Origin of the sequence: Pseudoalteromonas sp. P80D2, assembly GCF_036680945.1 — a bacterium.
Classification (GTDB): Bacteria; Pseudomonadota; Gammaproteobacteria; order Enterobacterales; family Alteromonadaceae; genus Pseudoalteromonas; species Pseudoalteromonas shioyasakiensis.
Map to the genome: position 1 here is coordinate 146,396 of NZ_JAZDAR010000047.1, position 13,418 is coordinate 159,813.

Sequence of the window (13,418 nt, forward strand, 5' to 3'; positions counted from 1 at the left end):
GACTTACTCACAAGTCGATTGGTTTATTCTCTTGATTACCAAAGCCTTAGACCGTTATAATTTTCCGTAAGCTGTAAGCTGTAAGCTGTAAGCTTTACCTCAGCTTTTGAGTGGCCTCTTAGTTAAATGGATATAACGGCCCCCTCCTAAGGGGCAGTTACAGGTTCGATTCCTGTAGGGGCTACCAAGTTTCTTCAGCAGCCCCAATTAAATTAACCCGTTACTTTTTCAAGCTCGCCTGTGCGCCATGGTTCAATGATGATTTTGATATGGTCGTTTGGTTTAAATAAGGTATCAAACGCACCTTGTACGCCGTCTATGCCGACTTTACCAGTACGCATTTTTTGCCATGCAATTTTGCCTGACGCGATGTTCTCAAGTGATTGTGCAAACTCTTCTGGCTGGTAGTAATAAGAGAAAATAAGGTCTAACTCTTTCACTGTGGCATAGGCAAAGTTAACGTTGAGTGGCGCGGTATGTACACCCGTTACAATGATTTTTGCTTTTGCTGGTGCACGTAAAATGTAGTCGTTCAATAAGCGGCTTACACCGGCACATTCAAAAATAACCACCTTATTGTTACCCGCAAGTTCTGCGGCTTTAGCAACTTCATCACCTTCCATAGGGTTAACATATTCTGTGGCGCCAAATTCAAGGGCAATTTGTTTTTTGCTCTCTTGTGGATCAGAGGCAATGATGTGTTTTACGCCTTGAAGCTTTAACGCGGCAATCGCGGCAAGGCCAATTGGGCCACAACCAACCACAATGGCAACATCATCATTATTCATTTGTGCGCGGTTCACTGCGTGCAGGCCAACAGCAAGTGGTTCTGTAATGGCTGCCGCTTCTGATGGAACAGCATCAGGAATAGGTAATATTAAGGCTTCATCAACAATAAAGTATTCAGAATAGGCACCATATAGCCCTGGGGTTACACCTACGCCAGCGCCGCCCGCAGAAAGTAAAATTGGTACTGAGGTGACACGGGTGCCTTTCGCTAATTCGCCTTTAGTATTTGGGCCGTAGCTAACGATTTCAGCCGCATATTCATGGCCTAATAATACTTCTTGGTCATCGCCTGCATCTTTAGCCATGATGCCAAGGTTTTTATAGATATCGAATACATCGCTGGTGTGGCGGGTTATATGAATATCAGAACCGCAAATGCCGCAAGCTAGGCTTTTTACCAGTACTTGGCCGGGTCCAGGTGTAGGGATATCAATTTGTTTTACATGCAGCTTGCCATTTTGCATGGCAACAGAATTCATTTGGCTCATATGTGTGTCCTCAATTCACCTTATTTGTGAATTATTAGACTAAAGTAAAGCGCCTGTCTTAATCTTGACTTTTTGCGACAAAAACACAGCTTATTACGACACTGCTGTTTATAAACTGCTCATTGTGGAATATTTAAAGTAAAAACCCTCAAAGTGATAAGGGTTTTTACTTTATTAAGGTTTAGCCGAAGTAGGCTGTATTGAGGTATAAATGAGTTAATACTCCAGCAAAGTAACCTAGTAAAATGACCGGCGACCATTTTAAGTGGCTATTAAAGGTGTATATCCCTCGCGCTTGACCCATTAGTGCAACTCCTGCCGCAGAGCCAATTGATAACAGGCTGCCACCAATTCCTGCTGTTAGCGTAATAAGCAGCCATTGACCGTGCGACATATCAGGCATCATTTGTAACACTGCAAACATCACTGGAATGTTATCGACTACCGCTGACATTAAACCAAGAATAATGTTCGCACCGGTAGCAGACCAGTTGTTATAAAGTAAGTCAGAAAGCAGCGCTAAGTAGCCGATAAACCCTAAGCCTCCAACACAAATAACGATGCCATAGAAGAACAAGAGCGTGTCCCACTCGGCTCTCGATACACGGCTAAATACATCAAAAGGAACAACGTTACCTAAGCGAGATAAGCGTTCTTTATCACCTTCGCGCTCTGCCATCGCACGCTTTCTAGCAAGAGAGCCGGGGAGTGTCACGCGTAAGAAGTAACCAAAAAATTGTAAATAGCCAAGGCCCATCATCATGCCCACAACCGGTGGTAAACCAAAGGCGGTTTTTAGCACCACCGCGGTGAGTATTGTCAGTAAGAATAAGCACAATATGCGAAGCGCACCCCGTTTAAGTTCAATATCTTCATCGGCCGTATCCGGGTGACGGTTATTGATAAATAAAGACATAACAAATGCAGGAATAATATAGCTGACTAAAGCTGGTAGGAATAAAACAAAGAACTCGGTAAAGGCAACAACATCGGCTTGCCAAACCATCAGTGTCGTGATGTCACCAAATGGGCTGAATGCGCCACCGGCATTTGCGGCTATTACAATATTGACGCACGACATAGCAATGAAGCGGTTATCATTTGCTGCTACCTTCATTACCACTGCGCATAAAAGTAGGGCAGTAGTTAAGTTATCGGCTACAGGTGAAATACAAAATGCCAGTACACCGCTTATCCAAAATAATTGTTTGTAGCTAAAGCCCCTCGCAACCAACCAACTTCTTAGACCATCAAATAAACGACGCTCTTCTAGTGCGTTGATGTAGGTCATCGCAACGAGCAAAAATAGCATTAACTCCGAAAATTCTAACAAGGCGTGACGAAATGCGTCGGTGCTAAGATCAGATAAGTTTTGTGCACTGTACTGCCAAGCAATAAGGGTCCAAATAATCCCGGCTGCAACCAATACGGGTTTTGATTTGCGTAAGTGAATTTTTTCTTCGAGTATGACGAGCACATAAGCAAAGATAAAAATAACAAGGCAGATAATGCCAACAGGGTGGGTAAGTAAATCGATAGTACCAGTTGACGCAGCATGAGCTTGGCCACCGAAACATAGCAAGGAAAGGAGCAATCCTTGTGTTAGTTTTTTCATTGTATATTCCAATTAAATCATCTTAATTTCGTTACGGTTTAAGTAAATGTAGCTGCAGACATTTTAGATTCATTCTTTGCTTTATGTAACAAATTGGTAACTAAGATGTTGGTATTTTGAATATAAATACGGGTGATGGCGAGAGCAGACCAGTTATATAATTTATTATTTAATCAATGTGTTGTGGTTTTAAAATAATAAAGGGCTGCAATTAGCAGCCCTAACTTGAAAATTATGCAAAGTGTTTTTCTAAATCGTCAGAGCCACCAATGTGCTCACCGCCTATGAATACTTGCGGAACTGTTTCACGACCAGAAATCGCTTTTAAACTAGTTAGTGAAGCGTGTTGACCTAATACAATTTCTTCGTACACATAACCTTTGGCCTCTAGTAACGCTTTAGCTTTTGTACAGAACGGACAATTAGGCTTAGTAATAATGCTCACAGATTCTGGTTTTACCTGTGCTGGGTTAATGTATTCGAGCATGGTATCTGCATCAGACACTTCAAACGGGTCGCCAGGCTTTTGTGGCTCGATGAACATTTTTTCGATAACGCCGTCTTTAACTAGCATAGAATAACGCCAGCTACGCTTACCAAAACCTAAGTCGTTTTTATCGACTAGCATACCCATGCCGTCGGTAAATTCGCCGTTGCCGTCTGGCAATAAAGTGATATTTTGCGCTTCTTGGTTTTGTGCCCATGCATTCATTACGAAGGTATCGTTTACAGAAATACAGACAATGTCATCAACACCGTTTTGTTTAAATACAGCCGCAAGCTCGTTATAACGTGGCAAGTGAGTTGATGAACATGTTGGTGTAAATGCACCTGGTAATGCAAATAGCACAACTGTTTTACCTTTAAAAATTTCGTCAGTGGTCATTGATTTCCACTGCTCGTCTACACGTGTTGCGAATGTAACGTTTGGTACTTTTTGGCCTTCAATATTGTTTAACATTGTTTTGATTCCTCTTGATTTGTTGAGTGCCATTATGCGATTAAATTTTCGATAGCTCCAATCGTTTGTTTGTATTAGTATGATAGGTAAAAGCTATTGGGGGTGTGATATGAATTTAAAAGACTTTGAATACGTAAAAGCGGTTGCACAATACAAGCACTTCAGAAAAGCAGCTGATGCTTGCTATGTCAGCCAACCGACATTAAGCGGGCAAGTTAAAAAGCTTGAACAAGAGCTGGGGGTTGTTATTTTTGACCGTTCAACAAAGCAGGTCACGTTGACTGTGCAAGGTGAACAACTTCTTAAGCAGATCACACTGATCCTAGATCAAACCCAAGTGCTTAAAGAAATAGCCGCCAGCTCACATGACCCACTAAAGGGTAAAATCAATGTAGGTATTATTCCTACCATTGCACCTTATTTACTGCCAACACTCTTAACTTCTATGAAGCAGGCCTTTAGTGAAACCCAGTTTTCATTTATAGAAATGCAAACAGCGCAAACGCTGGTGGCTCTTGATAATGGTGAGATTGATATTGCAATTGTTGCTGATGTGGCTGATTTAGCGCCTTATCATGTGTCACCGCTTTATAAAGAAGACTTCTTAGTTGCAGTTTCTGAGCAACACGCTTTAGCAAAACATACTGAAGTTGCGTTGGCTCAATTACATGAATGTGACTTATTAATGTTAAACGAAGGGCATTGCTTTAAAGAGCAAGCAGAGCAATTTTGTTTTTCAGCTGGGGTTGAAGTCTCGAACCAATATAAAGGTAACAGTATTGAAACCTTACTCGCGTTGGTGGCAATGGATGATGGGGTAACCTTTGTTCCTAAGCTTGCATGTACACCACGTGAAGGAGTGAAGTATTTAGCTATAACACCAAATCAGCAACGCCAAGTTGTCATTGCAACTCGTAAACACTACCCACATATAGCAGGCGTTGAGCAATTAGCTAGTTGGCTAAATGCTCATGAAGGCCTACAAGCTCATTTACTCACTAGCAGCTAATTCAACAATATCGTTAATTTGAATGTTAGGCAGTGGTTGCTTATCTATACTCATGGCAACCGCTGATTGCTGATAAAGCTGAGTCACTTTTACCTGATTAAGTGTAGTGATTTTGTGCGGGAGCTTATTACCCTGTGCATCCGTTAGGTAATTATGATGGGCAATATTTAAAATTTGCCCTTGCTCAAGCCCATGCGCCTTACCCAAGTTGATGATTAGCCTGCCGTTTTCTATATGCAGTATTTTACCTTGCGTGGGTAAGCAGGCCATAGCTGCTTGTAAGTCATAGGTTAGGGTTTGGTTTATATCGCTAATAGCTTGGCCATAGTCAGTTGCCCAAAATCGGTCGCTATATACATCGATGATCTCAGTCTTTTTATACGGCCAAATACCTTCTGTTTGGTAGCTTTTTTGCCAGAGCTTTTCGTAAGTGGTGCCATCAAATAAGACGTAATCTACTTTGTATGCACGCTTGAAACTATCATCTTGCCAAAATGCATAATCGTTGTTGATCTTATGGTTAACTGATAAATCACGAATACGGCTCAGTAATACATATTGCGAGTTACTGCGGCTAGTGATCTCTTCAAGTAGCGCATTACTGTAATCGTATTGCTGAGTGAAAAAATGATCTACTCGCAAAGGCATATTGTAATAGGCTGTCGGTTTAGCTGCCATTTGCGTATTACTTAAGCTGGCATATAAGTGTTCACTAATGGCTTTGTTTACGTCAAAAATTTGGCCCATACGCGCTTGCTCGCGATTGGCGAGTTGGCTTTGTGTCACAGCAATAAATTTTGTGTATTGGTTTGCAGGGCATTCTTCTGCTTGAGCAAAAATATCGAGGCGAAGCGTGATGGCATAGGTGTCGTTATGGCGGTCTTCGCTGATCAATTCTATTTTCTGGATTTCACCATGGCTGCTTATTTTCAGCTGATCTTGCGTCAAAACCCCGTCAACTAAGGTCTGTACAGAGGTTACTCGAGCGCCAGAAAACACTAAAGCCTGAGTTATGGCGTCTTTAATGGCGGCAGATTTGGCTTGGCTCGTATCGCCATTTTTTACAACTGCATGGCCTGTAGATTCAAACCACTGAGCTAAGCTATTGTTAGAAAACAAAATTGTAAAGGCTAAGCCAAGGCCTTTTAAGCTGGCTATTGTTTTATTTTTCATGCTGACACCTAGCATTAAAACCAATGAATAACCTAAATGAGCAAGGACTGTACCACAGTGGCATTAAACGTGCATATTTGTAGCCAAAGAGTTTTAAGCGGAAGCAAATTATGCGAGCACTTCTATTCGGTGGGCTGGTTGCCTGCGCAGCATTAACCGGCTGCAGTAGTATTTTTGATAAACATGTAGAATACACTTACATTGAGCCAGATAGCTACCCAGTGCTAAAAGCCGTGGGTTATGCGCCAATTAGTGCTCAACCAGGTAACAATGAATCGCAGCGTACTCTACTTGCGATTAAAGCCTCAAAGCTTGAAGCTTACCGCGAGCTTGCTGAGCAAGTTTACGGGCAAAGAATTTCCGCAGGCACCACAGTGCAAAATAGTATTGCTCATAACGATCAATTACAAAGCCAAGTACAAGGTGTGATTAAAGGCGCACAGGTTATTAAAACCTATGCGGTAGGGGATACCTACGCAACTGAATTACAGCTTGATATGAAGCGAGTGCACGATTTATACATCGGCGAAGTAAAACCGCGCCAAGTGAAAAAAGTAACATATTATTAGGTGCAACTTAGTCTAGTTGTAACCTATTGGCTTGCCGCATAAGTCCAGCAAATTCTGCAAGCATTAAAAAAGCGCGATAACTTAGTTATCGCGCTTTTTTAATGAAATAGTATTTAGGCTTTCAAGTTGTGAACGATTTTCTTATCGCCTTGAATCACGCTGCCGCCTTGGTCGTAGGTCATCGATGATGGTGCACCGATTAAAATATCTTTAAGTTGCTTAACACTCAACTGTGCTTGATGGGCCGCGTGAGCGTTTACATCATTTTTCTTCTTGCAGCTTGCTAGGAGAGTATTTACTTGCTTAATGAGTGCACTTACTTCGTCATCTTGCGATTCGTTGTGCGCAACAAGCTTTTGCACTTCTTTATCAATGGTTTGAATTTGTTGGAGCAAAGAGATTTTTTGTTGGGCAATACTCTTTAATCCGTCACCACGCTTTGCAGCAATGGCTGTCAACTCATCATCTAACAGCGCAGCAATAGACTCCAAGCAAGAAACTTGTTGTGTTAATTTGCTAGCTATTAAATGATTATGATCAGCCATAGACATCAAACTCGAATGCAGCGATGTTCTTTGCTAGCTTTTCAGCATCAATTTGGTATTTACCTTCACTGATTGCCTTTTTCAGCTCAGCCACTTTATTGCTATCAAAGCCAGATGATTGCTCTGCTTTTTCTTGCAAAGATTTTAGCTGCTTAGCTTGAGGAGTTAAGCTCACAGAATCTGCACTTGCTTTTGGTGCGGCCGATTTTGCAGCGGCTGCATTAGCATTATCTTTTTGTAAATCAAGCTTTTTTTGCTTGGTATTTGTCAACACAGAAGGCTGTTGTTGACCATTATTGACATTGCTTACCATAATTTTGACCTATACATTACCCAACATATGCCTATATATCGGCGGGCACAGCGGATACTTTAGCATAAATATAAAAAATTAAATATTTACTTGTACAGACTCGACCCCATCCACACGTGCATTTAATACTTTACCTGATTTTTTGTTTTTTACACGTACTAATTCGTCTAACGTGCCATCTTCTAGAGCAATTCCGGTGGTTTTAATTCTTAAGCCGCGTAATGAAGCATAGATAGTTACATTATCGCCTTTACAAACCATACAAACCTGGCTCATTACAATCGGACTACCATCACGCAAGTTACGCTTACTGCGACTGCCAATAAGTATAGCCTCATCTTGAACATATTGCGTTCTAACAAATTGCTTTGGCTTCATTTCGAGGCGTAAATGTTCAGGGCGAATGACCTCTCCACGGGCTAAATTAGTGGTAACAACAACCACAGGTTCTAGCTCAATAATGCGCACGTGAACGTATTGGGTCCAACTATTTAAATCTTGGCACTTAAGTTGTACAGTTACCTGCCGATTAAAAGGAGGCTCTGTTGGTAACTCTTTGTTAATTGGTGACTCACATAACCTCTCAGGAATGCGACTATCTAATGGTAAAGCACTAATTTGAGGTGTGGTGTCCAGATCAGGGAGCTGCTCGCTAACAAAATCGATGGCGATTTGTTGAAGTTGCTCGGTATTATAAACTTCTGCCTGTAGTTGTGTTGTAAACAACAGGCTAGTAAGAAAATAAAAAACACTGTATCTTCGGCTTTTTTTTAACAAACTCATATTGTTTCGACTATGCTTATGGTTGAAAACAAGGTATAAATATTTTGCGTCAAAAAACAGACGCTTTGTAACCTTATGTAGCTTTAACACAAAGAAGGCAATTATTGTTCCAGCTCTGATTGTTTATCTTTAGGAGATTGAAATGGCAGGCATTTTAGACTCAGTTAACCAGCGTACTCAGTTGGTTGGGCAAAACCGCCTTGAATTACTATTATTCAAACTCAGAGGGCGACAACGCTTTGGTATAAACGTGTTTAAAGTAAGAGAGGTTCTGCAATGTCCACCACTTACTAACATGCCTAAATCAAATGCGTACATTCGCGGTGTTGCGCATATCCGTGGTCAAACTATCTCTGTTATTGATTTATCGATGGCTGTAGGTGGCCCTGCAATTGAAAATATCAAAGACAGTTTTATCATCATTGCTGAGTACAACCGTTCAGTGCAAGGGTTTTTAGTTGGTGGTGTTGAACGCATCGTGAATATGAACTGGGAAAAAATAATGCCGCCGCCTTCGGGAGCCGGACGTTATTCTTACCTAACTGCGGTCACTGAGATTGAAAACGAATTAGTTGAAATTCTCGATGTAGAAAAGATATTAAACGAAATTTGCCCAGTTAACACTGAAGTGAGTGCTGAAGTAGTTGGTGAAGGTGAGATTCAGCGTGACTTAGGTGAGCGTATTGTCTTTATTGCTGATGACTCTGCAGTAGCTCGAAACCAAGTTAAGCGTGCGCTTGAACCTCTAGGTGTACAAACTGAACTAGCTAAAAACGGAAAAGAAGCGCTTTTACGTTTAAGAGAGATTGCTCAGCTCGATTGTCAAAATGATATTACTGAACGTGTTGGTCTATTAATATCTGATGTAGAAATGCCAGAAATGGACGGTTATACCTTAACCGCTGAAATTAAGGCTGATCCAAAATTATCACCTTTGCATGTGATCTTGCATACCTCTTTAAGTGGGGTGTTTAACCAAGCAATGATCGAAAAAGTGGGTGCTGATGATTTTATTGCAAAATTTAACCCAGATGAATTAGCGACAGCTGTGAAGAAGTGGGTTCATTGTGATTAATTATTTATAGGTGGTATTACTTTGGAAAATAAGCATTTACAACAAAGCGAATACGATCAATTCCGCTCTTTTTTAGAGCAACAATGTGGCATTGTGCTTGGCGATAATAAACTTTATTTAGTTAAAAGCCGCCTTGCGCCGCTTATGGCGCGTTTTAATGTTGAGTCTTTATCACAGTTGGTAAGTAAAACACTAAGCCCTCATGAGAGGCAGCTTCGTGCCGCTGTCGTTGATGCGATGACAACCAATGAAACGCTTTGGTTTCGTGACCAATATCCGTTTGAGTTATTGAAAACAAAACTATTTCCTGAGCTTAAAGATGTGCGTAGGCCACTAAAGATATGGTCAGCGGCAAGTTCATCAGGACAAGAGCCGTACTCAATTGCCATGTCGGTTGCCGAGTTCCAATCTAAAAACCCAGGCGTATTAAAGATGGGTGCGCAAATTATTGGCACTGATATCTCTAATACCATGCTTGATATGTGCAAGAATGCTGAGTATGACTCGCTAGCCCTTGCTCGTGGCTTGTCGATGGAGCGTCGTCAAAAGTTCTTCAAGGACAGCGGTAATGGAATGGCTCAGGTAGTTGACCCTATACGTAAAATGGTCAGCTTTAGACATTTAAACTTACTCGATTCATATGCCCTAATGGGCAAGTTTGACATCATATTTTGCCGTAATGTGTTAATTTACTTTTCACCAGAAGTAAAAGCTAAAATCATTTCGCAATTTGCTCAAGCTTTAAACCCGAAAGGTTACCTGTTTTTAGGTGCGTCAGAATCAATGGCGGGCTTAAGTGATAGCTTTGATATGGTTCGTTGTAACCCCGGTATCATCTATCAGAAAAAGTAAACTCTCCTTAGCAACCTAGCCCTTAGGTTGCTAAATTTACCTATTTTTCAGTCTCTTATATAAATTAAATCACTCCTAAATTTTTGGCTTAGCTTTTGCATTAACCACTACAGAGTCAATTTTTTGGAGATGGTTATGGCTATCAGTTTTGATAAAGCATTTGGTGTTCATCCTCATGCGATGTTGATCCGTTCACAACGCGCTGAGTTATTAGCGACAAATATCGCTAATGCTGATACGCCGGGCTATAAAGCGAAAGATATCGATTTTGCCTCGGCATTAAAAGCGGCAAAAAGCAACCAGCAAGGCGGCAATAGCATGGTAAGAACCGATGCTAAACATATTGCCGGGGGCAGTCGTTTTGTTGGCAGTGCAGAAATGTTTCGTACGCCAAATCAAGCAGATACAGGTGATGGTAACTCAGTCGATATACAAGTGGAACGAAACTTGTATGTACAGAACTCATTAGAGTATCAGGCAAGCCTGCAATTTATGAGTAGTAAAATTAAAGGCCTTAAAAAAGCCCTCGGTAGTCAAGGAGCTTAATCATGAGTTTGTATAATGTTTTTGATATTTCAGCAACCGGTATGAGTGCACAAAATGTTCGCTTAAATACCACAGCCAGTAATATCTCGAATGCGAATACGATTAGTTCCAGCCAAGATCAGACATACCGAGCGCGCCATCCTGTTTTTGCTGCAGAGCTGACTAAAGCGTCATCATCACAAAGCAATCCTCAGGGCTCTTCTGTTGGCGTTAAAGTATTAGGTGTTGTAGAGAGCGATAAACCTCTGCAAATTGAATATAACCCGAACCACCCAAGTGCGGATGAAAATGGTTATATCTACAAACCTAACGTTAATGTTGTAGAAGAAATGGCAAATATGATTTCAGCCTCTCGCTCTTACCAAACAAATGTGCAAGTTGCTGATGCAGCTAAGCAAATGTTAAGTAAAACACTGTTGCTTGGGCAGCGGTAACCGAGGATAAGTTATGAGTAACGACATCAGCAGTGCGTCATCAACGTATTTAGATAATTTACGTTGGCAAGACAATCAAAATAAAACAGAAGAGAAAGATGATACTTTAACGCAAGAAGACTTCTTCTCACTTTTAACACAACAGTTGTCGTTTCAAGACCCAAGCAAGCCAGCTGACAACGATCAAATGATTGCGCAGATGACGAATTTCACTATGGCTGAGGGTATTTCAAACTTAAATGAGAAGTTTGAATCACTCACTGCATCAATGACATCTAACTCTGCCTTACAGGCTTCAACGCTTGTTGGTAAGCAAGCGTTACTTGAGTCTGACACCATTGATTTTGATGGCGAAAATCTCGCTAAAGGTTCTGTGGTTGCAGAAACCGCTGTTGAATCTTTAACGCTAAGAATAACGGATTCATCAGGCCAGTTAGTGCGTACCATTGAATTAGGTTCTCAGTCAGCGGGTGCACTTCGTTTTGAATGGGATGGTAAAGACAATGATGGCAATGTGCTACCTGAAGGTGAATATGACATCAGTGCTGAAGGCTTTGTAAATGGAGACTACAGCAGTATGCCAATGGCGACCTTTAAGAATATTGAAAGTGTCAATATTAATGGCGCAAGCGGCATTATCGTAAATACAAAAGAGGGTGCGGTTAGGCTAACTGATATAGCTGAAATCGCATAAGTAAAAAAGGTTTGGGTTAGCTTAGGCTAAGAGATAGGTTAGAGGTGAGTTATGAGCTTCAATATTGCATTAACAGGCTTAGCAGCCGCGCAAAAAGATTTAGACGTTACAGCAAATAATATTGCTAACGTGAACACTACAGGCTTTAAAGAGTCTCGTGCAGAGTTCGCTGATGTATACGCATCATCAGTATTTAGTTCTGGTAAAACAAAAAATGGTGACGGTGTAAGAACGACAATGGTGGCACAGCAATTCCACCAAGGTTCGTTATCTTTCACAAATAACTCTCTTGACTTAGCGATCACTGGTGAAGGTTATTTCGCAATGGCGAATGACCTAGGTGCGCAAGACTTCACATATACTCGTGCAGGTGCGTTTAAATTAAATCAGGATAACTTTATTGTTGATGCAAGCGGTAACTACTTACAAGGTTTCCCTGTTGATGAAGCAACTGGTGATACCACTTCTGTTAGCTTAAGTACATCTTCAGCGTTACAAATTCCTGATGCATCAGGTTCACCTCGTGCAACCACGAATGTTTATTCATCATTTAACCTTGATTCACGTGCCTCTGCGCCAACAGTGACACCGTTTGATCCTGAATCAAGTGCTACATATAATAGTTCAACATCAACAACTGTGTATGATTCATTAGGTGAGCCACATATTTTACAGTTCTTCTTCGTTAAAACTGATGCAGCTGTGACAGGTAATGACAATGAGTGGCAAGTATACGCCACACTGGATGAAAAACCATTTGATGCAAGTGGTGTAGAGCAAACAACAACGCCTTATACACCACTAACTACATTCCAATTTGATTCAAGTGGTTTACCACTTAACACGGATGGTGTTGCTAATACTGATGCATCATTTAACCCATTAACTTTACCAAATGGCGCAGGCGCTGCGACAGGTTTATCTGACTTACTATCTAATGGTGCTAGTTTCCCTGATGATGTAACGATGAACTGGCGTGATGAAGCGGCAACAGCGAATAAAGTACCTACTCAATATGCTAGTAACTTTGAAGTAAAAGCACTGGAACAAGATGGTGCGACTGTAGGTCGTCTATCGGGTATCGATATCGGTTCTGACGGTAAAATTGTTGCTTCATACAGTAATGGTGACACTTCATTCTTAGGTCAAGTTGCCATGGTACGCTTTTCGAACTCACAGGGTTTACAACAAGTGGGTGATACTTCTTGGAAGAAGAGTTTAACGTCAGGTGAGCCTATTGCTGGCGAACCAGGTTCAGGTACCTTGGGTTCAATTAACTCATCTGCGCTTGAACAATCAAACGTAAACCTAACTAACGAACTTGTTGACTTGATTAGTGCGCAGCGTAACTTCCAAGCAAATTCACGTGCGCTTGAGGTTAACTCAACACTACAGCAAAACATCCTACAGATCCGTTAATTTTAACGGCTCTAAGCTTAATCCGACACGAAGGCTGCTCCCTCTATTGGCAGCCTTTTTTCATTCTAATTATTCATTTTTCTCTTCTATTTTAGTGTCAATTTTACTTTGGCACTTTTATTGCATTTCTTAGTTATCGTATTTTTAGTGAGT

General features: G+C 41.2%; 15 protein-coding genes and 1 tRNA gene. 9 read left to right on the plus strand and 7 right to left on the minus strand.

Annotated features, from left to right (window positions below; translation table 11 throughout):
• Nucleotides 1–112: 112 nt before the first annotated feature.
• Nucleotides 113–187: transfer RNA gene (locus VRK28_RS12640), tRNA-Arg, on the plus strand.
• A gap of 25 nt (nt 188–212) precedes the next feature.
• Here VRK28_RS12640 and VRK28_RS12645 read toward each other — a convergent pair.
• The 3 genes from VRK28_RS12645 to VRK28_RS12655 all read right to left on the minus strand — a co-directional run bounded on the left by VRK28_RS12645 (nt 213) and on the right by VRK28_RS12655 (nt 3,853).
• Nucleotides 213–1,277, minus strand: a complete 1,065-nt coding sequence (locus VRK28_RS12645) for a zinc-binding dehydrogenase (protein WP_062566772.1) — start codon at nt 1,275–1,277, stop codon at nt 213–215.
• A gap of 181 nt (nt 1,278–1,458) precedes the next feature.
• Nucleotides 1,459–2,892, minus strand: coding sequence for a sodium:proton antiporter NhaD (gene nhaD / locus VRK28_RS12650; RefSeq protein WP_082422933.1), 1,434 nt, complete (start codon nt 2,890–2,892; stop codon nt 1,459–1,461).
• A gap of 232 nt (nt 2,893–3,124) precedes the next feature.
• Nucleotides 3,125–3,853, minus strand: coding sequence for a glutathione peroxidase (locus VRK28_RS12655; RefSeq protein ID WP_062566773.1), 729 nt, complete (start codon nt 3,851–3,853; stop codon nt 3,125–3,127).
• A gap of 109 nt (nt 3,854–3,962) precedes the next feature.
• On the opposite strand from VRK28_RS12655, the gene VRK28_RS12660 reads away from it, so the two are divergent.
• Nucleotides 3,963–4,862 carry a LysR substrate-binding domain-containing protein gene (locus VRK28_RS12660; RefSeq protein WP_062566774.1) on the plus strand — a complete coding sequence of 300 codons (900 nt, stop codon included), beginning with the start codon at nt 3,963–3,965 and terminating at the stop codon, nt 4,860–4,862.
• Here VRK28_RS12660 and VRK28_RS12665 read toward each other — a convergent pair.
• Complete coding sequence (locus VRK28_RS12665) at nt 4,845–6,035, minus strand: flagellar assembly protein FlgT (protein ID WP_062566775.1); 1,191 nt, start codon at nt 6,033–6,035, stop codon at nt 4,845–4,847. The genes VRK28_RS12660 and VRK28_RS12665 overlap by 18 nt on opposite strands.
• Before the next feature lie 110 nt (nt 6,036–6,145).
• Here VRK28_RS12665 and VRK28_RS12670 point away from each other — a divergent pair, with 110 nt between their 5' ends.
• Nucleotides 6,146–6,604, plus strand: coding sequence for an LPP20 family lipoprotein (locus VRK28_RS12670; protein ID WP_062566776.1), 459 nt, complete (start codon nt 6,146–6,148; stop codon nt 6,602–6,604).
• Between the two features lie 113 nt (nt 6,605–6,717).
• On the opposite strand, the gene flgN is transcribed toward VRK28_RS12670, so the two are convergent.
• From flgN to flgA, 3 genes are all read right to left on the minus strand, one after another.
• Nucleotides 6,718–7,149: a flagellar protein FlgN gene (flgN, locus tag VRK28_RS12675; protein ID WP_054562224.1), complete on the minus strand. Its 432-nt coding sequence runs from the start codon at nt 7,147–7,149 to the stop codon at nt 6,718–6,720.
• A complete protein-coding gene (gene flgM / locus VRK28_RS12680) occupies nt 7,142–7,462 on the minus strand; it encodes a flagellar biosynthesis anti-sigma factor FlgM (protein WP_054553314.1) in 321 nt (106 codons plus the stop codon). The genes flgN and flgM overlap by 8 nt, the downstream gene beginning before the upstream one ends.
• Nucleotides 7,463–7,540: 78 nt before the next feature.
• Entirely contained in the window at nt 7,541–8,245 is a 705-nt protein-coding gene (gene flgA / locus VRK28_RS12685) for a flagellar basal body P-ring formation chaperone FlgA (protein ID WP_058586425.1), read from the minus strand.
• Nucleotides 8,246–8,387: 142 nt separating this feature from the next.
• On the opposite strand from flgA, the gene VRK28_RS12690 reads away from it, so the two are divergent.
• From VRK28_RS12690 to flgE, 6 genes are all read left to right on the plus strand, one after another.
• Nucleotides 8,388–9,320 (plus strand): chemotaxis protein, encoded by a 933-nt coding sequence (locus VRK28_RS12690; RefSeq protein WP_054562222.1) that lies wholly within the window; start codon nt 8,388–8,390, stop codon nt 9,318–9,320.
• 21 nt (nt 9,321–9,341) lie between these two features.
• The gene (locus VRK28_RS12695) at nt 9,342–10,172 is read left to right on the plus strand and encodes a CheR family methyltransferase (RefSeq protein WP_054562221.1); all 831 of its coding nucleotides are present in this window, start codon (nt 9,342–9,344) and stop codon (nt 10,170–10,172) included.
• A 135-nt stretch (nt 10,173–10,307) separates the two neighbouring features.
• Complete coding sequence (gene flgB, locus VRK28_RS12700) at nt 10,308–10,718, plus strand: flagellar basal body rod protein FlgB (RefSeq protein ID WP_054562220.1); 411 nt, start codon at nt 10,308–10,310, stop codon at nt 10,716–10,718.
• Between the two features lie 2 nt (nt 10,719–10,720).
• The gene (gene flgC / locus VRK28_RS12705; protein ID WP_058586423.1) at nt 10,721–11,152 is read left to right on the plus strand and encodes a flagellar basal body rod protein FlgC; all 432 of its coding nucleotides are present in this window, start codon (nt 10,721–10,723) and stop codon (nt 11,150–11,152) included.
• Between the two features lie 13 nt (nt 11,153–11,165).
• Nucleotides 11,166–11,846: a flagellar hook assembly protein FlgD gene (locus VRK28_RS12710; RefSeq protein WP_062566777.1), complete on the plus strand. Its 681-nt coding sequence runs from the start codon at nt 11,166–11,168 to the stop codon at nt 11,844–11,846.
• Between the two features lie 51 nt (nt 11,847–11,897).
• Nucleotides 11,898–13,265: a flagellar hook protein FlgE gene (flgE, locus tag VRK28_RS12715; protein WP_058586421.1), complete on the plus strand. Its 1,368-nt coding sequence runs from the start codon at nt 11,898–11,900 to the stop codon at nt 13,263–13,265.
• Nucleotides 13,266–13,418: the final 153 nt, after the last annotated feature.

What these genes read in the sequence shown, in the direction of transcription:
- flgE (WP_058586421.1), top strand. Translation starts at nt 11,898, where the DNA reads ATGAGCTTCAATATTGCATTAACAGGCTTAGCAGCCGCGCAAAAAGAT.
- flgM (WP_054553314.1), bottom strand. Translation starts at nt 7,462, where the DNA reads ATGGTAAGCAATGTCAATAATGGTCAACAACAGCCTTCTGTGTTGACA.
- flgA (WP_058586425.1), bottom strand. Translation starts at nt 8,245, where the DNA reads ATGAGTTTGTTAAAAAAAAGCCGAAGATACAGTGTTTTTTATTTTCTT.
- VRK28_RS12670 (WP_062566776.1), top strand. Translation starts at nt 6,146, where the DNA reads ATGCGAGCACTTCTATTCGGTGGGCTGGTTGCCTGCGCAGCATTAACC.
- VRK28_RS12645 (WP_062566772.1), bottom strand. Translation starts at nt 1,277, where the DNA reads ATGAGCCAAATGAATTCTGTTGCCATGCAAAATGGCAAGCTGCATGTA.
- VRK28_RS12660 (WP_062566774.1), top strand. Translation starts at nt 3,963, where the DNA reads ATGAATTTAAAAGACTTTGAATACGTAAAAGCGGTTGCACAATACAAG.
- flgB (WP_054562220.1), top strand. Translation starts at nt 10,308, where the DNA reads ATGGCTATCAGTTTTGATAAAGCATTTGGTGTTCATCCTCATGCGATG.
- VRK28_RS12665 (WP_062566775.1), bottom strand. Translation starts at nt 6,035, where the DNA reads ATGAAAAATAAAACAATAGCCAGCTTAAAAGGCCTTGGCTTAGCCTTT.
- flgN (WP_054562224.1), bottom strand. Translation starts at nt 7,149, where the DNA reads ATGGCTGATCATAATCATTTAATAGCTAGCAAATTAACACAACAAGTT.
- VRK28_RS12690 (WP_054562222.1), top strand. Translation starts at nt 8,388, where the DNA reads ATGGCAGGCATTTTAGACTCAGTTAACCAGCGTACTCAGTTGGTTGGG.
- VRK28_RS12655 (WP_062566773.1), bottom strand. Translation starts at nt 3,853, where the DNA reads ATGTTAAACAATATTGAAGGCCAAAAAGTACCAAACGTTACATTCGCA.
- flgC (WP_058586423.1), top strand. Translation starts at nt 10,721, where the DNA reads ATGAGTTTGTATAATGTTTTTGATATTTCAGCAACCGGTATGAGTGCA.
- nhaD (WP_082422933.1), bottom strand. Translation starts at nt 2,892, where the DNA reads ATGAAAAAACTAACACAAGGATTGCTCCTTTCCTTGCTATGTTTCGGT.
- VRK28_RS12710 (WP_062566777.1), top strand. Translation starts at nt 11,166, where the DNA reads ATGAGTAACGACATCAGCAGTGCGTCATCAACGTATTTAGATAATTTA.